The organism is Streptomyces sp. TAA204, from assembly GCF_000424965.1.
The window spans coordinates 114687-135001 of record NZ_AUKW01000004.1 but is presented as its reverse complement, the minus strand read 5'-3'; the positions used below and the strand labels follow the sequence as shown (position 1 = coordinate 135001).

19 protein-coding genes, 2 tRNA genes and 1 pseudogene are annotated in these 20315 nt (G+C 70.9%); 15 read left to right on the top strand and 7 right to left on the bottom strand.

The window, feature by feature from the left end; genetic code table 11:
- Window positions 1-34: 34 nt before the first annotated feature.
- From H343_RS0108935 to H343_RS0108925, 3 genes are all read left to right on the top strand, one after another.
- Window positions 35-108: transfer RNA gene (locus H343_RS0108935), tRNA-Met, on the top strand.
- Window positions 109-293: 185 nt separating this feature from the next.
- The gene (locus tag H343_RS0108930) at window positions 294-2063 is read left to right on the top strand and encodes a tetratricopeptide repeat protein (RefSeq protein WP_051264848.1); all 1770 of its coding nucleotides are present in this window, start codon (window positions 294-296) and stop codon (window positions 2061-2063) included.
- 95 nt (window positions 2064-2158) lie between these two features.
- Window positions 2159-2232: transfer RNA gene (locus H343_RS0108925), tRNA-Met, on the top strand.
- Window positions 2233-2409: 177 nt separating this feature from the next.
- Here the strand turns inward: H343_RS0108925 and H343_RS0108920 are convergent.
- Complete coding sequence (locus tag H343_RS0108920; RefSeq protein WP_028430847.1) at window positions 2410-2826, bottom strand: Fur family transcriptional regulator; 417 nt, start codon at window positions 2824-2826, stop codon at window positions 2410-2412.
- A 132-nt stretch (window positions 2827-2958) separates the two neighbouring features.
- On the opposite strand from H343_RS0108920, the gene H343_RS0108915 reads away from it, so the two are divergent.
- A complete protein-coding gene (locus H343_RS0108915) occupies window positions 2959-4425 on the top strand; it encodes a catalase (RefSeq protein WP_028430846.1) in 1467 nt (488 codons plus the stop codon).
- Between the two features lie 84 nt (window positions 4426-4509).
- Here H343_RS0108915 and H343_RS29720 read toward each other — a convergent pair whose 3' ends face one another.
- Both H343_RS29720 and hisN read right to left on the bottom strand, forming a co-directional pair.
- A complete protein-coding gene (locus tag H343_RS29720) occupies window positions 4510-4935 on the bottom strand; it encodes a CBS domain-containing protein (protein ID WP_037903096.1) in 426 nt (141 codons plus the stop codon).
- 196 nt (window positions 4936-5131) lie between these two features.
- Window positions 5132-5926, bottom strand: a complete 795-nt coding sequence (gene hisN / locus H343_RS0108905; protein WP_028430845.1) for a histidinol-phosphatase — start codon at window positions 5924-5926, stop codon at window positions 5132-5134.
- A 166-nt stretch (window positions 5927-6092) separates the two neighbouring features.
- Between hisN and H343_RS0108900 the strand changes: the two genes are divergently transcribed.
- The gene (locus tag H343_RS0108900; protein WP_078505271.1) at window positions 6093-6689 is read left to right on the top strand and encodes a TetR/AcrR family transcriptional regulator; all 597 of its coding nucleotides are present in this window, start codon (window positions 6093-6095) and stop codon (window positions 6687-6689) included.
- Window positions 6690-6831: 142 nt separating this feature from the next.
- Here H343_RS0108900 and H343_RS0108895 read toward each other — a convergent pair whose 3' ends face one another.
- The 4 genes from H343_RS0108895 to H343_RS0108880 all read right to left on the bottom strand — a co-directional run bounded on the left by H343_RS0108895 (window position 6832) and on the right by H343_RS0108880 (window position 10463).
- Window positions 6832-7158: a DMT family transporter gene (locus tag H343_RS0108895; protein WP_028430843.1), complete on the bottom strand. Its 327-nt coding sequence runs from the start codon at window positions 7156-7158 to the stop codon at window positions 6832-6834.
- A gap of 106 nt (window positions 7159-7264) precedes the next feature.
- Window positions 7265-8275 (bottom strand): ribosome small subunit-dependent GTPase A, encoded by a 1011-nt coding sequence (gene rsgA / locus H343_RS0108890; RefSeq protein WP_028430842.1) that lies wholly within the window; start codon window positions 8273-8275, stop codon window positions 7265-7267.
- Between the two features lie 9 nt (window positions 8276-8284).
- The gene (aroA, locus tag H343_RS0108885) at window positions 8285-9694 is read right to left on the bottom strand and encodes a 3-phosphoshikimate 1-carboxyvinyltransferase (RefSeq protein ID WP_051264845.1); all 1410 of its coding nucleotides are present in this window, start codon (window positions 9692-9694) and stop codon (window positions 8285-8287) included.
- A 55-nt stretch (window positions 9695-9749) separates the two neighbouring features.
- On the bottom strand, window positions 9750-10463 hold the full coding sequence (locus tag H343_RS0108880; protein WP_028430840.1) for a M50 family metallopeptidase: 714 nt from the start codon (window positions 10461-10463) through the stop codon (window positions 9750-9752).
- A gap of 138 nt (window positions 10464-10601) precedes the next feature.
- Here H343_RS0108880 and H343_RS0108875 point away from each other — a divergent pair, with 138 nt between their 5' ends.
- From H343_RS0108875 to H343_RS0108830, 10 genes and pseudogenes are all read left to right on the top strand, one after another.
- Window positions 10602-11420, top strand: a complete 819-nt coding sequence (locus H343_RS0108875) for an SOS response-associated peptidase (protein WP_028430839.1) — start codon at window positions 10602-10604, stop codon at window positions 11418-11420.
- Between the two features lie 47 nt (window positions 11421-11467).
- Entirely contained in the window at window positions 11468-12112 is a 645-nt protein-coding gene (locus H343_RS0108870) for an alpha/beta family hydrolase (RefSeq protein WP_028430838.1), read from the top strand.
- A gap of 317 nt (window positions 12113-12429) precedes the next feature.
- A complete protein-coding gene (locus H343_RS0108865; protein WP_028430837.1) occupies window positions 12430-13080 on the top strand; it encodes a sigma-70 family RNA polymerase sigma factor in 651 nt (216 codons plus the stop codon).
- Window positions 13077-13460, top strand: coding sequence for a mycothiol system anti-sigma-R factor (rsrA, locus tag H343_RS29715; protein WP_051264843.1), 384 nt, complete (start codon window positions 13077-13079; stop codon window positions 13458-13460). The genes H343_RS0108865 and rsrA overlap by 4 nt, the downstream gene beginning before the upstream one ends.
- Window positions 13461-13672: 212 nt before the next feature.
- Window positions 13673-15052 (top strand): annotated as a pseudogene (locus H343_RS29710) (HD-GYP domain-containing protein); the annotation flags it as partial.
- 305 nt (window positions 15053-15357) lie between these two features.
- Window positions 15358-16602, top strand: coding sequence for an HD domain-containing protein (locus H343_RS0108850; protein ID WP_028430836.1), 1245 nt, complete (start codon window positions 15358-15360; stop codon window positions 16600-16602).
- A 171-nt stretch (window positions 16603-16773) separates the two neighbouring features.
- Window positions 16774-17775, top strand: a complete 1002-nt coding sequence (locus tag H343_RS0108845; RefSeq protein WP_028430835.1) for a hypothetical protein — start codon at window positions 16774-16776, stop codon at window positions 17773-17775.
- Between the two features lie 186 nt (window positions 17776-17961).
- Window positions 17962-18597, top strand: coding sequence for a peptide deformylase (gene def / locus H343_RS0108840; RefSeq protein WP_028430834.1), 636 nt, complete (start codon window positions 17962-17964; stop codon window positions 18595-18597).
- 377 nt (window positions 18598-18974) lie between these two features.
- Window positions 18975-19721: a D-Ala-D-Ala carboxypeptidase family metallohydrolase gene (locus tag H343_RS0108835; protein ID WP_028430833.1), complete on the top strand. Its 747-nt coding sequence runs from the start codon at window positions 18975-18977 to the stop codon at window positions 19719-19721.
- A gap of 50 nt (window positions 19722-19771) precedes the next feature.
- On the top strand, window positions 19772-20287 hold the full coding sequence (locus H343_RS0108830) for a hypothetical protein (protein WP_028430832.1): 516 nt from the start codon (window positions 19772-19774) through the stop codon (window positions 20285-20287).
- Window positions 20288-20315: the final 28 nt, after the last annotated feature.

The window sequence follows — 20315 nt, the reverse complement described above, 5'->3', positions numbered from 1 at the left end:
CCCGCGCAGTGGTGTAGAGTTGTCATCACAACGGCGCGGGGTGGAGCAGCTCGGTAGCTCGCTGGGCTCATAACCCAGAGGTCGCAGGTTCAAATCCTGTCCCCGCTACTGAAGACGAAGGGCCCGGATCTTCCGAGATCCGGGCCCTTCGTCGTTGACGACGCGTCAACCCCCAATCCCCTTTCGTGGCAAGCGGTTTGAGGTGTCTCTCTGTCGGGAAGTCGACAAACCTCTGTAGTGACCTCACTTGGTGGTGGTATTCCAGGTGTACGTGGGTTGCGGGTGGTGCGACGATGGGGCTTATGGGGGACAAGGTGAGGCTCGAAGGTCCACCGGGGACCGGTGCGAGCCGTACTGGATTTGACAACAGCACCGACGACACTGCCGCGAAGAGCGTGCTCGGTGCGCAGCTGCTGCGCCGTGGCGATCTCGACGGCGCCGAACCGCCTCTGCGTGCGGCCACTGCTGCTGGGGACCGCGCCGCGGCGAACAATCTGGGGGTTCTGCTTCACCAGCGGGGGCACGCCGAGGAGGCGGCCGGGTGGTGGCGCATCGCCGCGGTCGCGGGATCGGCCGCGGCGGCGCACGCACTCGGCAGGCACCACCGCGAGCGCGGCGACGAGCCCGCGGCGCACTACTGGCTGCGTCACTCCGCCGAGTGCGGCCACGCGCTCGGCGCTTACGCCCTGGCCGACCTGCTGGAACACCGTGGCGAGGACGGTGCCGAGGAGTGGTTCCGTGCCGCGGCCGAGCAGGGACACCGTGAGGCCGCGTACCGGGTCGCACAGATCATCGGCGCGCGTGCCGCCGCATGCGCGGCCGAAGGGGAGGAGAAGGACGGGTCCGCGCAGCAGGCCGAAAGCGAGGCAGAGCAGTGGTACCGGCAGGCTGCCGCACGCGGCCACCGTCGTGCCGCGCTCCGGCTGGGCGCGATCCTGGAGCGCCGCGGCGAACTGAAGGAGGCCGGCCGCTGGTACCTCACCTCCGCCAAGGACGGTGAGCCGCGTGCCGCGTGCGCACTGGGTTTCCTGCTGCGCGACGCGGGTGATGAGGACAGCGCCGCCGTGTGGTGGCGCCGCGCCGCGGAGGACGGTGACGGCAACGCGGCGAACGCGCTGGGCGCGCTGCACGCCGACCGCGGGGAGCGGCAGGCCGCCGAGCGCTGGTACCGGGTGGCGCTCGAAGCGGGCTGCGACAACGGCGCGTTCAACCTCGGGCTGCTGTGCGCCGCCCAGGGCCGTACCGCCCAGGCAGAGCAGTGGTACCGGCGTGCCGCGTACGCGGGTCACCGCGAGGCCGCCAACGCCCTCGCCGTGCTGCTGCTCCAGCGCGGTGACGCGGACGGTGCCGAGCCCTGGTTCTCCAAGGCCGCCGAGGCCGGCAGCGTCGACGCCGCCTTCAACCTGGGCATTCTGCACGCCGGCCGTGGAGACCAGGGCACCGCCCGCGTCTGGTACGCACGCGCGGCCGCGGCAGGTCATACCGAGGCGGCGCTCCAGGTGGGCATCGCGCTGCTGCGTGAGGGCGACGAGCACGGTGCCGAGCGCCGGCTCCGCTGCGCGGCGGGAGGCGGCAGCATCGAGGGGGCCTTCCGTCTCGGCGTGCTCCTGCAGCGCCGCAAGGGCATGGGCGGCGCGAGCGGGACGGGGGATCTCGTCAGCAGCCGCGACGAGTACGAGGAGTGGTACGAGCGCGCGGCCGAGCACGGGCACCGCCGTGCGCAGGTGCGGCTGGGGATGTGTGCGGCGGCCCGCGGGGAGATCGTCGACGCCGCGCACTGGTACCGCGCCGCGGCGGAGGCCGGCAGCCCCAACGGGGCGTTCAACCTGGGCCTGTTGCTCGCCCGTGAGGGCAGCGAGCCGGAGGCGGCCCTGTGGTGGACCCGCGCCGCCGAGGCCGGTCACGGACGGGCTGCGTTGCGGCTCGCCCTGCTGAGCGCGCGCCGTGGCGAGTTGGAGCAGGGGCAGCACTGGTGTGCTCGGGCGGTCGAACTCGGTCCGGCCGAGGTGGCCGAACGCGCGGCCAAGCTGTGCGATGCCCTGCGCTCGGACCTGACGGCGTGACCGGTCCGGGGCCCCGCCCGCGCGGCCCCGGACCCGGCTTCCGCGAAGCGATTTGCGCTGGTCGTCAGCGCAGGGTTAGAGTTACGGCACAACGGCGCGGGGTGGAGCAGCTCGGTAGCTCGCTGGGCTCATAACCCAGAGGTCGCAGGTTCAAATCCTGTCCCCGCTACTGAAGACGAAGGGCCCGGATCTTCCGAGATCCGGGCCCTTCGTGCTGTGTCTGTGTCCGTGGGATGCGTTCGTTCTCTCCGGCTGTGCTCTCCGCGTACTGGGCTCCGGGAGCGCTCGCTGAGGGAGGGCTTGCGGAGGGACCTGGGCGAGCGGAGGGGATGCCGGGTGCGGCGGGTCAGGCACCGGTGCACGGGGGACAGGTGCCCCGGTACGTGATGATGGCGTCCGAGATGGTGAAGCCGTACCGCTCGGCCTCGGGGAGGCCGGCCACGGGGTCGCCCGAGGGGTGGACGTCGCGGATGGTGCCGCACCGGGAGCACACCAAGTGCTGGTGCGTGTGGCGGGCGTTGGGGTCGTAGCGCTTCGCACGCCCGTCCGTGCTGACCTCGATCACTTCTCCGATGGAGACGAGTTCGCTCAGCGTGTTGTAGACGGTGGCCCGCGCGATCTCGGGGAGGCGGGCGGAGGCCCGTGCGTGCACTTCGTCGGCCGTGTAATGCACGTGGTCGCCGTTGAGGACCTCGGCGACGACTCGCCGCTGCGCGGTGAGCCGCCAGCCGCGGTCGCGGAGCCGCTCAAGCAGGTCGCTCATACGTCAACACTAGCAGTGTCGGCGTCCGGGAAAAGAACCCGTACGGACTTCGTCCTCTTCTTGACTTAGACAATGTCCAATGTAGGATCGGGAAAGGCTCAGCCCAGCACAGGTATCAAGCAGGAGGAGTACGTGACGGTGCAGGACAAGACCACCGGTCCGCTGACGACGGAAGCCGGCGCTCCGGTCGCGGACAATCAGCAGAGCCAGACCGCCGGTCCCGGCGGACCTGCCTTGATCCAGGACCAGCTCCTTCTGGAGAAGCTGGCGCACTTCAACCGTGAGCGCATCCCGGAGCGGATCGTGCACGCGCGTGGCGCGGGTGCCTACGGCACCTTCACCCTGACCGCCGACGTGTCGCGATACACGAGGGCGAAGTTCCTCTCCGAGGTCGGCAAGAAGACCGAGACCTTCCTCCGCTTCTCCACGGTGGCGGGCAACCTCGGCTCGGCCGACGCGGTGCGCGACCCCCGTGGCTTCGCGCTGAAGTTCTACACCGAGGAGGGCAACTACGACCTCGTCGGCAACAACACCCCGGTCTTCTTCATCCGTGACGCCATCAAGTTCCCCGACTTCATCCACACGCAGAAGCGGGACCCGTACACCGGCTCGCAGGAGGCGGACAACGTCTGGGACTTCTGGGGTCTCTCGCCCGAGTCGACCCACCAGGTGACCTGGCTGATGGGTGACCGCGGTATCCCCGCCACCTACCGCCACATGAACGGCTACGGCTCGCACACCTTCCAGTGGAACAACGCCGACGGCGAGGTCTTCTGGGTCAAGTACCACTTCAAGACCGACCAGGGCATCCAGAACCTCACCAACGAAGAGGCCGACGCCCTGGCGGGCAAGGACGCCGACAGTCACCAGCGGGACCTGCGTGAGGCCATCGAGCGCGGGGACTACCCGAGCTGGACGGTCCAGGTGCAGATCATGCCGGCGGCCGACGCTCCGAACTACCGCTTCAACCCGTTCGACCTGACCAAGGTCTGGCCGCACGAGGACTACCCGCCGATCGAGATCGGCAAGCTCGAGCTCAACCGGAACCCGGAGAACATCTTCGCCGAGGTCGAGCAGTCGGTCTTCTCGCCGCACCACTTCGTGCCCGGTATCGGCCCGTCCCCGGACAAGATGCTGCAGGGCCGCCTGTTCGCGTACGGCGACGCCCACCGCTACCGCGTCGGCATCAACGGCGACCACCTGCCGGTCAACCGTCCGCACGCCACCACCGCCAACAGCCACGGCCGTGACGGCGTGATGTACGACGGGCGGCACGGCGGCCGGAAGAACTACGAGCCCAACAGCTTCGACGGCGTGACGCAGACCGACAAGCCACTGTGGGAGCCGGTCGCGGTCTCGGGCATGACGGGTGATCATGTGACCCCGTCGCACGCCGAGGACGACGACTTCGTCCAGGCGGGCAACCTCTACCGTCTGATGCCCGAGGACGCCAAGCAGCGTCTGGTCGACAACATCGCGGGCTTCGTCTCGCAGGTCTCGCGGGACGACATCGCCCAGCGGGCCGTCGAGAACTTCCGCAAGGCGGACGAGGACTACGGCAAGCGACTGGAGGCCGCGGTACAGGCCCTGCGCGGCTGAACCGGCCGCTCGCCGTAAGAACCGGAGGGACCGGCCGCGTGCCGGTCCCTCCGGTGACATCTCCTCACGGCCTCCGCCGGGGTCTCAGGGTGCGGGTGCCGCCGTCATGCCGAGCGGATCCGCCGCGTGGTCGGTCGCCGCCCAGGTGCGCACGATGTCCCGTACGGAGACGACACCGACCGGCCCCTGGTCCTCCAGTACGATCAGGTGGCGGAAGCCGCCGTGGGTCATTGCCTGTGCGGCCTGCTCGAGCGTCCAGTCGGGAGTCGCGAAGACGACGTCGGTAGTGGTGTGGTCGTGTGCCGATTCCCGGTCGGGGTCCTGGTTCGCGCCCAGGGAATTGAGGATGTCGCGCTCGGTCAGGATGCCGAGTCCGCTGGTGTCGGGGTCGAGGACCACGGCCGCGCCCACACGGCGGGCCGACATCAGGGTGGCGGCCTGACGCAGAGTGTGGGCGGGGCCGATGGTGAGGACGACTGTGCTCATGGCGTCTCGGACAAGGGTGGGCATGTTCGTGGGCCACCTCCTTGGAGGAACCGTCTCCCTTTCGAGAGGCGATTCACAAGGTCACAAGCTTTCGTGACTTCATGGTCACACGCCTCCGCGGCCACAACAAGGGTGCGGAACCTTCGGGGAAGGGGGCAGCGGGCCCCTTTGCTCCGGCCCAGTGACACCGGCCCCGTCACACCGGCCCCTTCGCTCCGCCCTACGCCGTCAGATAGCTGAGCACTTCCTCGTGCAGCAGCCCGTTCGAGGCGGCCGCGTTCCCGCTGTGCGGCCCCCGCCGGCCGTCGAGCCCCGTGAACGTCCCGCCTGCCTCCTGCACGATGACCGCGTTCGCGGCCATGTCCCACAGGGACAGCTCCGGCTCCGCGCAGGCGTCCACCGATCCCTCGGCGACCATCATGTACGGCCAGAAGTCGCCGTAGCCGCGCGTCCGCCAGCAGTTGCGGGTCAGTTCCAGAAAGCCGGGCAGCATGCCGCGCTCCTCCCACCCGTGCAGCGAGGAGTAGGCGAAGGAGGCGTCCCGTACGGCCTGTACCTGGGAGACGCGCAGCCGGCTGGCCTGCGACAGGCTGCGTCCGGTGTAGGCGCCGCCGCCCTTCGCGGCCCACCAGCGCCTGTTGAGGGCCGGTGCGGATACCAGTCCCACGACGGGGTGGTCACCGCCCTCTCCCAGTTCGGTCAGGGCGATCAGCGTCGCCCAGACGGGCACGCCGCGTACGTAGTTCTTGGTGCCGTCGATCGGATCGATGATCCAGCGCCGTGAGCCGTGCCCCTCCGTGCCGAACTCCTCACCCAGCACCGCGTCCCGCGGCCGGGTGCGCTTGAGCGAGGTGCGGATCAGCTCCTCCGCCGCCTTGTCGGCCTCACTCACCGGCGTCAGGTCCGGTTTCGTCTCGACCTTCAGGTCGAGAGCCTTGAACCGCTCCATCGTGGCGGCGTCGGCAGCGTCGGCCAGTACGTGCGCGAGGCGCAGATCATCGTGGTAGTCCGGCATGTGCGAACAGTATCGACCAGCACGTTGGCCAGCCACAGGGCAGTGCCGGGGCGGGACCAAGCGGGTGCGAGCCATTCGGGCCCTCAGGAATCCGCGCACTGTCTTGACAGGGCCTGGTGGTGCGTCAATTCTGTCCCGCACCCCAGCCGCCGGGTACGGAGGCACGATGCGCACTGCACGTGAGAGCTTGCTGGAAGCCGCACACACGGCTGTCGGTACACAACCGTGGCCCGGAGTGCGGATGGTGGACGTCGCCGCCACGGCGGGCGTGTCCCGGCAGACCCTCTACAACGAGTTCGGCAGCAAGGAAGGTCTCGGCGCTGCCCTGGTGGGCCGCCTGGTCGACGATTTCCTCGAAGGTGCCGTACGGGCCGCGGCGGAAGCAGGCCGAGGGGGTACGGACCCGGCGGCCTCGTGTACGTGTGCGGCGGCGTGGATGCTGCGCACCGCCCGCGACGAGCCCATCGTGCGCTCCGCGCTCACGGGCTGCTGGGGTGCGCTGATGCCGCTGCCTGCCGTCGTGGGGAGCGCGCACCCGGACGTACGCCCCGCGGAGCCGGGGGAGTTGACCACCGCGCTGTGCGAGCGGCTGGTCGCCGGGCTGTCCCCGAACGGGCTGTCGGGGAAGATGAGTCTGGCGTGCGAGGCGGGGCTGCGGATCGCGCTGTCGTTCGTGGTCGCACCGCACGCGGAGCGCCGAGAGGAGGAAGCCCTGGGGCAGGTCCGCGAGGTGGTGGGTGCGATGCTCGCGCAGTCCCGCTGAGCGGCGCGCCGGTCTGTCACCGACCTTCCGGAGGGCGCCAGGGCGCCAGGGCGCCAGGGCGCCAGGGCGCCAGGGCGTGAGGGCACGAGGGAGCCAGGTTCGCGGTGCGTGTGCTGGGCGGCACGCCCGTGCCGGAGCGCTCTCAGCGTGCGCCGCCGGAGAGCTGCAGGCCCACGACGCCGATGATGACGAGCGAGATCGAGACCAGTTTCAGCGCTGAGACCACGTCGCCGAGGAAGACCATCCCGTAGAGGGCTGTTCCCGCCGCGCCGATGCCCGTCCAGACCGCGTAGGCGGGGCCGACGTCCAGGCGTTTGAGTGCGAGGGTCAGCAGTCCGAAGCTGCCCAGCGCGAAGGCGCAGAACGCGACGGTGGGCCACAGGCGCGTGAATCCGTGTGAGAGCTTGAGGCAGACCGCGAAGCCGGTCTCCAGGAGCCCCGCCACGAAGACCAGCAGCCACGCCGCCATGTGGAATGCCTCCCGTTGCTCCCGGCCGCACTGTCCCCGATGTGCCTCACCGGTCGGTGTGCCGCACTTCCGGGTGATTATGCCCATGCCGGGGCATGAGGACGGGTCAATCCCCTTCGCCCTGTTCACGCGTCGCCAGCAGTCTGCGCAGCGAGTACAGCCGCTGCGGGTCGGCGTGACCGTCCCTCACCCACTGGTCCAGCGCGCAGTCCGGTTCGTCGTGACTGCAGGCACGCGGACAGCCCGCGGTGCCCGGCTCCAGGTCGGGGAACGCCCCGATGACGCGTGAGGGGTCGACGTGATGCAGCCCGAAGGACCGTACGCCCGGGGTGTCGATGACCCAGCTCCCTTCGACGGGCAGCGGCAGGGCGAGCGCCGAGGTGGTGGTGTGACGGCCGCGTCCGGTCACCGCGTTGACGTGACCGGTCGTGCGCCGCAGCCGCGCCGGAACGAGGGCGTTCACCAGCGTCGTCTTGCCGACGCCGCTGTGGCCCACGAAGACGGTGCTCCGTCCGTACAGCGACTCCCGTACGCGCTCCACCGCCCCCGCGTCCGCCAACTCGGAACGGCTGGTGACCACATGGCGCAGCCCCAGCGGCGTGTACTTCTCCAACAGCGGTTCGGCGGGCGCGAGATCCGACTTGGTCAGTACGAGCAGCGGCGCCAGGCCCGCGTCGTAGGCCGCGACCAGACAGCGGTCGATCAGACGCGGACGGGGCTCCGGATCGGCGAGGGCGGTGACGATGGCCAACTGGTCGGCGTTGGCGACGACGACGCGCTCGTAGGGGTCGTTGTCGTCCGCCGAGCGCCGCAGCACCGACGTGCGCTTCTCGACACGCACGATGCGGGCGAGCGTGTCCTTCGCGCCCGAGAGGTCGCCGACGAGGGCGACCCGGTCACCCACGACCACACCCTTGCGGCCCAGTTCGCGGGCCTTCATAGCGGTGACGGTGCGGTCATCGACGAGGCAGGTCAGCCGCCCCCGGTCGACGGTCAGCACCATGCCCTCCGCCGCGTCCTCGTGCTTGGGGCGGTTGTGCGTACGGGGTCGCGTGCCCTTGCGGTTGGGGCGTACCCGGATGTCGTCCTCGTCGGTGTGCTTGCCGTATCGGCGCATCGCGGGAGCTCAGGCTCTCTCTTCGACGCGCCGTCCGCCGGCGGCGTGCCCCCCGGCCGCCGGGGGTGAGGAGGGGGCCGAGGGAGATGCTCCGGGGTGCTCGCCGGGCGTGAGCATCGCCGTCCACAGTTCGGGGAAGCCGGGCAGGGTCTTGCCAGTGGTGGCGATGTTCTCCACGGCCACCCCTTCGACGGCGAGGCCCAGCACCGCTCCCGCGGTGGCCAGGCGGTGATCGTCGTAGGTGTGGAAGACGCCGCCGCGCAGCGGGCGGGGGCGGATGCGCAGCCCGTCCTCGGTCTCGGTGACGTCGCCGCCCAGGCCGTTGATCTCCTTGGTGAGCGCGGCCAGCCGGTCCGTCTCGTGCAGTCGGAGATGGCCGACGCCGCGCAGCACAGACTCGGAGTCCGCCAGGGCGGCGACGGCGGCGATGCCGGGGGTCAGCTCTCCGACATCGCTCAGATCGACGTCGATGCCGCGGACGCGGCCGTCGCCGGTGAAGGTCAGACCACGCTCGTCCAGTTCGCAGGAGCCGCCCATCCCGGTGAAGATGCGGCGCAGCGCGTCCCCGGGCTGCGTGGTCTGCTCCGGCCAGTCCGGGACGGTGACCGATCCGCCGGTGACCAGGGCTGCGGCCAGGAAGGGCTGTGCGTTGGACAGGTCGGGCTCGACGACGAGGTCGCGGCCACGCAGCGCACCCGGGGCGACCCGCCAGACGTCCGGGCGGCCGCCGTCCTCGGGTGCCTCGACGCGTGCGCCGGCCTCGCGGAGCATCTCCACGGTCATCCGGATGTGCGGCACGGACGGGAGGGTGTCGCCGGTGTGGCGCACCTCGACGCCCTCGTCGAAGCGCGCCCCGGAGAGCAGCAGCGCGCTGACGAACTGGCTGGAGGAGGAGGCGTCGATCTCGACCCTGCCTCCGGTGAGGGAGCCGGTGCCGTGGACGGTCATCGGCAGCCGCCCGCGCGCGTCGTCGTCGATGCGGGCTCCGAGATCACGGAGCGCGTCGATGACTCCGTGCAGCGGACGTTCGTACGAGCGGGGGTCGCCGTCGAATCTGACGGGCCCGTCGGCGAGTGCGGCGACGGGTGGCAGGAAACGCATCACGGTCCCGGCGTTGCCGACGTCGACTGTGGCCGGTCCGTGCAGCCCGGCGGGGACGACGCGCCAGATCTCGTCCTTGCCGTCGGGGCCGGGGTCCTCCTCGATACGTGCCCCCGTCGCGCGCAGCGCCCGCGCCATCAGCAGGGTGTCCCGCGAGCGCAGCGGCCGGCGCAGCAGGCCGGGGCCCCCGGCCAGGGCGGCCAGTACCAGAGCGCGGTTGGTGACCGACTTCGAACCGGGCACGGCGACCCTCGCGTCGACGGGCGCGTGCGCGCACGGAGCGGACCACAGGGCGGCGGGGGAGTTGTGCTCGGTCATGAGTTTCACTTTAGTCGTTCGGGCCGGCCCGCCGGCGAGCGCCGAACTCCCCCGCTCACAGCCCGAGCAGCCACCGGCCGCCGCCGGAGAGGCAGCTGATCGTCACCACGTGGAAGAGCACCAGCCAGGCCAGCGGCGGCACATGCGTGAGGCGGGAGAGCTGGTCGGCGTCCGAGTCCGGTGCACCGCCGCGGCGGCGCTTGCCCTGCAGCTCGAAGACGGGACGTACGCCGCCCAGCAGCAGGAACCACACGACGCCGTAGGCGAAAGCGGCCTGCACCTCGGCGCCGGTCAGCCAGGAGACGAGCAGGAACGTGCCGCCCGTGAGGACGAGGGTGAGCACGCCGTAGGCGTTGCGGATCATCACCAGCATCGCCAGCAGCAGGGCTGTGGCGCTCCACAGCAGCAGCGTGATGTGGTTGGCGGCCAGCAGCCAGGCGCCGCCGAGACCGAGCAGGGAGGGCGCCGTGTAGCCGGCGGCCGCGGTGAGCACCATGCCGATGCCGGTCGGCTTGCCGCGGGAGAGGGTCAGTCCGGAGGTGTCGGAGTGCAGCCGGATGCCGTCCAGTCGCCGCCCGGACAGCAGCGCGATCAGGCCGTGGCCGCCCTCGTGGGCGATGGTGACGGCGTTCCGTGACACTCGCCACACACTGTGCGGCAGGATCGCGCACAGGGCTGTCAGCGCGGTGATGACGACCAGCCACTGGTCCGGGTCCGGCTGGGTGCCGAAGACCCGGTCCCACAGACCGGCGATGCTCGTGGTGTCCATCTCTTCCCTTGTCCTCCCCGGCCCCCGCGCCGTGCAACGCTCCTCCGCACGCCACTTGTTGTGGCTTGTCCGGATGCGGAATGCGCTTCTCCGTGAACGCACAGCGCTCTACATCAGTGCCGTGGCAGTGTGGCACTCATGTGCGGAAGGTATGCAGCAAGCCGGAGACCGGAGGACCTGGTCGCGCTCTTCGGCGTAGAGAGATGGGACACACAGGAGGCCCTGGCGCCCGACTGGAACGTGGCCCCGACCAAGCAGGTGTACGCGGTGCTCGACCGCCCGGTGAAGGGTACGGGTGACCCGCGTCCGGCACGTCAGTTGAGGAAGCTGACATGGGGGCTCGTACCGTCGTGGGCGCAGTCCCCCGACATGGGCGCGAAGATGATCAACGCGAGGGCGGAGACGGTGCATGAGAAGCCCGCCTTCCGCCGTCCGTTCGCCGCCCGCCGCTGTCTGATCCCCGCGGACGGCTACTACGAGTGGTGCACGGCCAGAGGGGAGCTCCAGCTCGAACAGGAGGGCAGAAGGAAGAGGACCCGCAAGCAGCCGTACTTCGTGACACCGGCGGACGGTTCGGTGATGGCGATGGCCGGGCTGTACGAGTTCTGGCGGGACAGCACGCTGCCGGACGACCATCCGTCGGCGTGGTGGACGACCTGCACCGTGGTCACCACCGAGGCGGAGACTGCACCACTGGCGGGCCCGAGCGGCGAGGACGGACCTGACTCGCTCTCTCAGATCCACCCGAGGATGCCGCTGATGATGCTGCCGGAGCGCTGGGACGCCTGGCTGAGTCCCGCCCGCGTGCCGCAGCAGAGTCTGCGCGAACTGCTCGCGCCCCCGCCGCCCGGGACGATGCGCGCGTATCCCGTGTCCACGGACGTCAGCAATGTGCACAACAACGGGCCCGAGCTGGTCAAGGAGCTGACCGGACCGGAAGTCGGCACGCTGTTCTGAGGTGCCGGTGAGAGGTCGCTGCCGCGGGGGGCGGCAGGATGGCTTCCATGAGTGAGATCGTCGGAACACCGTCGGGCGATGCCCGGATCACCTGGCACACCGCCGGGACGGCACACGCGGTGCTCGCGCTGGGCCACGGCGCGGGCGGCGGGATCGAGGCGCGGGACCTGCGGGCACTGGCCGGGGCCCTGCCGGCAGCGGGAGTGACTGTCGCGCTGGTCGAGCAGCCCTGGCGGGTGGCCGGGAAGAAGGTCGCACCGGCACCCGCGACCCTCGACGCCGCCTGGAGAGCGCTGTGGCCCGCGCTGGCCGCGCCCGGCCTGCCGGTGATCGCCGGAGGCCGCAGCGCGGGGGCGCGGGTGGCCTGCCGCACGGGCAGGCAACTGGGCGCGTGCGCGGTGCTCGCGCTGTCGTTTCCGCTGCATCCGCCGGGCAGGCCGGAGAAGTCACGGGCGGACGAGCTGACGGGGGCGGGGCTGCCCACGCTCGTCGTGCAGGGCGGACGGGACACGTTCGGACGTCCGCAGGAGTTCCCCGGGGGGACGCGGATCGTGGAGGTGCCGGAGGGCGACCATTCCTTCGCTGTGCCCAGGCGCGCGGAGACCGGGCAGGAGGCGGCACTGGGCGTCCTGACCGACGGCGTCCTCGGCTGGCTGGAGGAGACCGGGCCGGCGGGCGGCGCCGCCGCCTGAACAGCTCTCCGCGCCGGCGCGGGTGCGGGCCGGGCATGTGCGGCCCCCGGGCGCGGGAAGGGGAGCGGGCGGGAAGGGGAGCGGGAATGAACGGTGGGGCGCAACTGTTGTCGCCACCGTCGGAACGTTCACGATCAAGGGAGCCGCCAGTCATGGGATCTGTCGCTTGCCCGCAGCGTCCGAGGGCCGTTGACCTGGACTGGGCGACGGTCGCGCTCGGCGGTGGGACGGCGCCCTGGGCGGCGCGAGGAGCGGAAGGTCGTCTATTCTCCGATTCGAGCGGGTCCGTGGTCGGATCCGCCGCAGCGTCGGAGGAGGTGGGTCCGGTCACCGGGACCGAAGACGGCGGAGACGCCAAGCAGGAGACCGAGGCGGAGCGCAGCGAGCGCTTCGAGCGCGACGCCCTGAACTACCTCGACCAGATGTATTCGGCGGCCCTGCGCATGACGCGCAACCCCGCCGACGCCGAGGATCTCGTGCAGGAGATGTACGCGAAGGCATACGCCTCGTTCCACCAGTTCCGTGAGGGGACGAATCTCAAGGCGTGGCTGTACCGCATCCTGACCAACACCTTCATCAACTCCTACCGCAAGAAGCAGCGTGAGCCCCAGCGCAGCGCCGCCGAGGACATCGAGGACTGGCAGCTCGCGCGCGCCGAGTCGCACATGTCGACGGGTCTGCGTTCGGCCGAGGCCCAGGCTCTCGACCACCTTCCGGACTCCGATGTGAAGGAAGCGCTGCAGGCGATTCCGGAGGAGTTCCGCATCGCGGTCTATCTCGCGGACGTCGAGGGCTTTGCGTACAAGGAGATCGCCGACATCATGGGGACACCTATCGGCACGGTGATGTCCCGGCTGCACCGCGGACGGCGACAGCTGCGCGGCATGCTCGAGGACTACGCGCGTGACCGGGGTCTGGTTCCGGCAGGCGCAGCGCAGTCGCACGACGGGGAAGGCTCGGGCTCATGAGTTGCGGAGAGCCGCACGAGACGGACTGCTCCGAGGTCCTGGACCACCTGTACGAGTACCTGGACCGGGAAATGCCGGACAGCGACTGCGAGAAGTTCAAGGAGCACTTCGACGAGTGCTCTCCGTGCTTCGAGAAGTACGGGCTCGAGCAGGAGGTCAAGAAGCTCGTCAAGCGCTGCTGCGGGCAGGACGACGTCCCCTCGGATCTGCGTTCCAAGGTGATGGGCCGGATCGAGCTGATCCGCGCGGCCGAATCGGCCGGGGAGGTCCCGCCGGGCGGGGCGTCGGCGCGCGAGGATTCGGTGACGGCCGCCGCGGAGGACGACTCGGATGCCACCGGGGTGTCGCAGCCCATGCAGGGGCGCAAGAAGCCGGCCTGACGGGTCGCCGCTCTCGGCGGTGCCCTGCCGACTCCCGACTGTCCGCTCCAGTACGGGAGTTGGGCGATTCGTACCAGAGGATCCGCTGTCAGGTCACTCGAAAGAGTGAGGGCAGAAGAAACCGTACGAGCTAATGCGTGCATGAGGTCCCCACTCCCGCCTCAGCCGTCCTATTCTTCCCCATCCAGCGTGGTACGGGGAGGAGTCGCACGATGCGTTCACGGGGAGCGGGACTGCCGTGGGCGGCGCGCGTCCTCATCATCTGCGCGCTCTGCGCCGCCCTTTGGTGCGCGACGCCGGCTCTGACGGGAGCCGGTCCGGAGTGGACGGTGCTGCTGCCGCTCGCCGTGCTCTACGCGATGTGCGAATACGCCCCGCGCTGCCCGCTGATGGGGCACAGGGTGCCCGGCAACATGGGCGGATTCTTCCCCGTCCTGCTCACCGGTGCCTTCCTCCTCACGCCCGCGGCCGCCGCGCTCGTACCTCTGCCGGGTGCGCTGATCGGCCGTGTCGAGCAGCGGCACGCGGGTGCCCGCCGCTGCTGGCACGCCGCCCAACTGGCCCTCGCCTCCTGGGCGGCCGCTGAGGTCTACACACTGCTCACGGGCACCACCACCGTGCCTTCCGGTTCGCAGCTCGCGCCGTTCGCCGCCGGCTTCGCCGGTGTGCTCTCGGCTGCCGTCGCGGCGACGCTGGTCTTCTGTGCCGTGGTCACCACGCTCGACGGTGCCGCGCTGGCCGCGGCCGAGCGCTGTGCCCCGCGTGCGGCCTGGAGGGGGCAGTTCTCGCGTGCGGTGACTCCGCTCCTGCTGCACGGTCTGGTCGGACTGATGATGGCGGTGCTGTGGCGCAGCCCCTACGGGCCGGTCGCGGGGTTCTTCGTGCTGCTGCCGATGTACATCTGCTGCTGGGTGTTCGCGCAGTACCACCTTGAGCGCGCGGCACACCAGTCGACGATCCGCGCGCTCGTCCAGGCAGTCGACATCAAGGACCGCTACACGAGGGGTCACAGTGAGCGGGTGGGGCGCGCGTCCGTCCTCATCGCGCGGGAGATGGGCATGGACGAGGAGCGGACCGAGGCTCTCCGCTTCGCCGGCATCCTGCACGACATCGGCAAACTCGGCGTGCCCACACGCGTGTTGCGCAAGGACGGCCCGCTCACCCCGGAGGAGCGCCGCGTCATCGAACTGCACCCCGAGTACGGGCACGAGATGGTGCGCGGCATCGGCTTCCTCGGTGAGGCGCGTTCCGCGATCCTGCACCACCACGAGCGTCTGGACGGAAGCGGCTATCCGTACGGGCTCTCGGGGGAGGAAATCCCGGAATTCGCACGGGTGGTGGCGGTCGCCGACGCCTTCGACGCGATGACCTCGACCCGCAGCTACCGCCGTGCGCGGCCGGTGCGTACGGCCGTGGCGGAGCTTGAGCGGTGCGCGGGCACGCAGTTCGACCCGTGGATGGTACGGGCGCTCGCACGTGCCCTGGACCGGCACGGCTGGTCGCCGGCGGTGACGGCGGACGGGCCCGGCGGGAACGTACCGGCAGCGCGCGAGCAGGCGATGGCCGGGGTGAGTGCGGGCGCCGCAGCGCCCGTGGGTACTTCCGCCAACGGGGGCCTACGGAGCCGGGCGCGGCCCCCTGGCCCCACGGGTGCCGCCGGCGTGGACGACGGTCCCGGAGACCGCCGCCCCGCGGACACGGCCCCGTCCGGCTCCGCCCCCTCCGGCTCAGCCCCGTCCGGCTCAGCCCCGGGGGCTGCCGGAACGGGTGCCGAAGGACCGGCGCGGCCGCCTGAGCCCACCGACGGCACCGAGTCCGAGGAGCCGGCCCCCGAACCGGCCGACTCCACCGGCCCCTCGGGCTCCTCGGGACCCAGCGGGTCGACCCGGCCGCACGCATGACTCTCGCCGTCGCTCTGAGCCGCGCCGCAGCAGCCGTACTGGCCTGCGCGGCGCTCGGTTTCACCCTCTGGCACGGACTCGAACAGCCCCGCCTTGCACTGGCGTTCGGGGCCGTCATCGCGCTCGGTGAGGCTCTGCGCGTCCGGCTGCCGGGCAGCGACCCCGACGGCCGCCCGCCAACCAGCGCTCCGCTCGGCGCCGCGGGGGCCATGGGATACGCGCTCCTGGGCGATGCGGGCGGCAGGGAGACGACGCACGGCGTCATGCAGTGCGTCGCCGTCGTGATCGCCGCCGCCCTGATCGGCAACGCCCCCCGCGCCGCGAAGGGCAGCCCGATGCCCCTGGACCACGCCGTACGGGGCGTGCTCGCCGTGGGATTCGCCGCGACCTGCTTCCAACCCCTCTACAACTCCGGCGTGTTGGCGCAGTGGGTGGACCGTGGCCCTTACTACGCGCTCTGCCTGCTCCTCGTCACGCTGCTGACCGGGCTGTGCGACGCCGTCCTCGCGGCCGTGCTCGCGTCGGGACGCACGGGATGGCCCGCGGGTTCCCTGCTGCGCGGCCAGCTGCGCGCCCGTATCGGCATCGCGCCCGCCGTCGCCGCCACGGGTGCGGTGATCGCGCTCGCGGTGGCCGTGGCGGGGCTGTGGGCCCTGCCGGTCTTCTGCGTGCCGCTGCTGCTCACACAGTTCTCCTTCCGCCGCTACGCGTCCGTACGCGCGACCTACCGGCAGACCATCGCCTCGCTCGCACGCGCCACGGAGGTGGCCGGCTACACACCGCACGGGCATGCCCGCAGGGTTGCCGCGCTCTGCTGCGCCGTCGGGCGTGAGCTGGGTCTGACGGAACCGGATCTCACCGTGCTGGAGTACGCGGGGCTGATGCACGACATCGGCCAGCTCTCGCTCGTCGATCCGGTGGCCGGCGGGGCCACCGAGCAGCTCGACGAGGACCTGCAGCGGCGTATCGCGCTGCTGGGCGGTGCGGTGGTCCGGCAGACCGGCGTGGCCCGGGAGGTCGCCGTGGTGGTCGAACGGCAGGCAGATCCTTACCGTGACCAGCCGCTCACCGCACGTATCGTCCGCGCCGTCAACGCGTACGAGGACATGGTGGCCGGGAAGGCTTCGATGGAGGATTCGTTGCGCGCGCTGGAGCGGTTGCGGCTGGGGGGTGCCCATGACTACGAACCACGCGTCGTGGAGGCCCTGTCACGCGTGGTGTCGCGTGGACCTGCGGCTTGACTCCCGGGTAGTGAGCAGCCTTCCGTACGGGCATGGTTGGATGCGAGAGGGGAACTGCGGAAATGGTGCACACACCGTGCCCGCGGTGCATGTTCAGCAGGCGCACCGTGCGCCTGCGGCAGGAGAGAGAGCCAGCAGCCGATCAACAGGCGGGAATCAGGCGGGAACATCGTGAGGATCTTCGGCAAGGTGCGGCACCGGCCCTCCGCCTCGTGGCGGCAGGCGACCGACCGCGCTTTCACGCTCATCGGCGACGGGCGCTACGAGGACGCGGACGCGCTGCTCACACAGGCCGCCGATCTCGAGCCGTGGCTGTCGGAGTCCTGGTTCAACCTCGCGCTGCTGCACAAGTTCCGGCACGACTGGGAGCAGGCGCGCACGGCCGGACTGCGTGCCGTCGCACTGCTGGAACGCCAGACCGGCGCCCCCGACTGGTGGAACGTGGGCATCGCGGCCACGGCGCTGCAGGACTGGCCCCTGGCCCGGCGCGCCTGGCAGGCGTACGGGCTGCGCGTGCCCGGACACTCGCCGCAGACCGCCGCGGTGGCCGAACCCACCGGGATGCAGCTGGGCAGCGCGGCCGTGAGGCTCTCCCCGGAGGGCGAGGCCGAGGTCGTGTGGGGAAGGCGTATCGATCCGGCACGGCTGGAGATCCAGAGCATCCCGCTGCCCTCCTCGGGGCGGCGCTGGGGCGAAGTGGTGCTGCACGACGGCGTACCGCACGGTGAGCGCACCACGAGCGGCGGTGCGTCCTTCCCCGTCTTCGACGAGATCGAACTGTGGGCGCCCTCGCCCGTACCGACCTGGGTGGTGCTGCTGCAGGCCGCCTCGGAGGCCGACAGGGACGCGCTGGAGCGGCTGGCCGCGGACGCGGGATTCGCGGCGGAGGACTGGTCGTCCTCGGTGCGGCTGCTGTGCCGTACGTGCTCGGAGAGCCGGATGCCGGCCGACGAGGGCGACGGCTCGGCACACGTCGACCCGCACGATCACAGCTCGCCGGGCCAACCGGGGCCGCTGGGGCACATGACGCCGGGCGGTCCGGGGGATCCGTGGGTTCCGGAGCGGGAGTGCGGGCTCGCGGCTCCCGGAGGGCTTGTGCGGGGGCTGCTGGACAGCTGGGTCGCGGACAGCCCGGAGACCCGTGAGTGGCGGGACCTGGAAGAGGTCTGCTGATCCGGCGCCTCACGCGGGCGGGGCAGGCCCGTCCGCCCTGCCTCTTCCGTACGGAGGTCTCTCGTACGGACGTGTCCCGTACGGACGTGCTGCTCACCGTCGCGGGGGACAAGGCTGCGGGAGGTCCGGGCGGCACGGCTACGCTGTAGGGCGACGGCTCAGGTGGCGAGGAAGGCAATCGGCGGAATGGCGCAGCAGCAGGAGATCGGCGGGGAGCGCGGCTCCGGGGGATTCGTGGACGACACCAGGGACTGTGAGGCACGTGAGAACGCTCATCGCGAGCGTGGAACCGCCCGCCCCATCACCGTCGTCGGCAACCCGGTGCTCCACAAGGAGTGCAAGGACGTCACCGCGTTCGACGGCGAACTGGCCTCTCTCATCGACGACATGTTCGCCAGCCAGCACGCCGCCGAGGGCGTGGGGCTCGCGGCGAACCAGATCGGCGTCGACCTGAAGGTCTTCGTGTACGACTGCGCGGACGACGAGGGCGTGCGGCACGTCGGTGCCGTGTGCAACCCGGTGCTGGACGAACTCCCCGCCGAACGCCGCAGTCTGGACGACTCCAACGAGGGCTGCCTCTCCGTGCCCGGCGCCTACGAGTCCCTCGCGCGCCCCGACTACGCGGTCGTACGCGGCCAGGACGCCGAGGGCAAGCCCGTCGCCGTCGAGGGGAGGGGCTACTTCGCCCGCTGCCTCCAGCACGAGACGGACCACCTCTACGGCTACCTCTACATCGACCGGCTCTCCAAGCGGGAGCGCAAGGACGCCCTTCGGCAGATGGCGGAGGGCACGCCCCGGTACGAGACGGTGCCGAACGACTGACCGTGCGCGGGGCTCCCCGCGCACCGCGGAACCGCCGCCCGGCGCATCGCGTGGGGCGGCGGTTCCGTTTTCCGGGGAAAGCGGCGCCGAGACCGGGCAGCCGAGACCGGGCAGCTGAGGCCGGGCAGCTGAGACCGGGCGTGGGTGTCTTCGTGCGGGGGCGCTCCCGGTCTGCCGCCCGATACCCGGCGCACGCCCGGCATGTCCCGCAGGCAGCGAAGACGCCGAGTTCAACTCCCTGCCGTGGTTCAGGAGTTGCCGCGGGGCGTGGTCATGTCCCTTCAGTGGCCTCGTCCATTGGCATTTTCTGACAGTTGTTGACGCCCTCACCATGTCACGACAAGCTCTGGTGTCACCCCCACATCCATGGAGGCATCATGCCCCGACGTACGGTCAGGACAGTGCTCGCACTTGTCATGGTCGCGGCAGCCGTACTGGTGGGTTCGGCCGCCAGCGCGAGCGCCGGCCCGGCAGCGGCCGCCGACGGCTGCTACACCTGGAACCGCGACCTCTCCGAGGGCGCTTCCGGGGACGACGTCACCCAGCTCCAGGTACGGGTCGCCGGCTACCCGGCCAGTGGCGAGGTCCTGGCCGTCGACGGCCAGTTCGGCCCCGCGACCAAGGGTGCCGTCACCCGGTTCCAGCAGGCGTACGGACTGAGCGCCAGCGGCGTGGCCGACGCGGCGACGTACGAGAAGATCTACGAACTCCAGGAAGACGACTGCTCGCCCGCCCACTTCGACTTCGCGGAGCTGAACAACTGCAACTCCGACTGGAGCGGTGGAGCCGTCAGCGCGGCCGAGGCCAAGTCCAACGCCCTGCGCACCATGTGGAAGCTGGAGGCCCTGCGCCACGCCCTCGGCGACCAGTCGATCCGGGTCACCAGCGGATTCCGCTCCCAGGCGTGCAACGACGACGTGGGCGGGGCCCCATCGAGCCGCCACCTCTACGGTGACGCGGCCGACCTGGGCGTCAGCCCCCACTCGCTGTGCACGCTCGCCCAGGAGGCACGCAACCGCGGGTTCAACGGCATCCTCGGCCCGGGCTATCCCGGTCACGACGACCACACGCACCTCGACCACCGCTCCGGCCAGTACTGGGACGCGCCCTCCTGCGGCATCTGACCTGAACCGCTGACCACGAGGACCCCCCACCAGGAAGGATCACACCCCCCATGAAGAGAACCATGCTGCGCGCGGCGGTCGGCTCGTCGGCGCTGGCGCTCGCCGTCTTCTCCACCGCCTACGCCGCGGAGGCCCACACCGCGGAGCCGGTCAAGAAGGAAGCGGGCGTCCTCGCCAAGCTGAGCCACTCGCAGGCCGCGGGCCAGCTGAGCAACGCCGGTATCGGCATCCGCTCCAGCGGCGGCTGCTCCGACCGCAACAACCCGACCTGCACCTCGCTGGAGCAGGTCAACTCGGCCTCGATCCAGGGCGCGATCACGCTCAAGGGCGCCAGCGGCTGTGCCCTGACCGTCACGGGCGGCACCGAGACCGGTCACGCGGACGGCCAGTACAGCCACTGGAACGGCTACAAGCTCGACTTCGCCATGTCGAGCTGCCTGAGCAACTACATCAAGAACACCTTCACCTCCATCGGCGGCAGCAAGTGGGAGGCCGGGTCGGGGAACATCTACTTCGACGAGAGCAACCACTGGGACGTCACGTTCTACAACTGCGGCGGCTGCTGACCGGCCCGTCCGGCTGACCGCACGCACG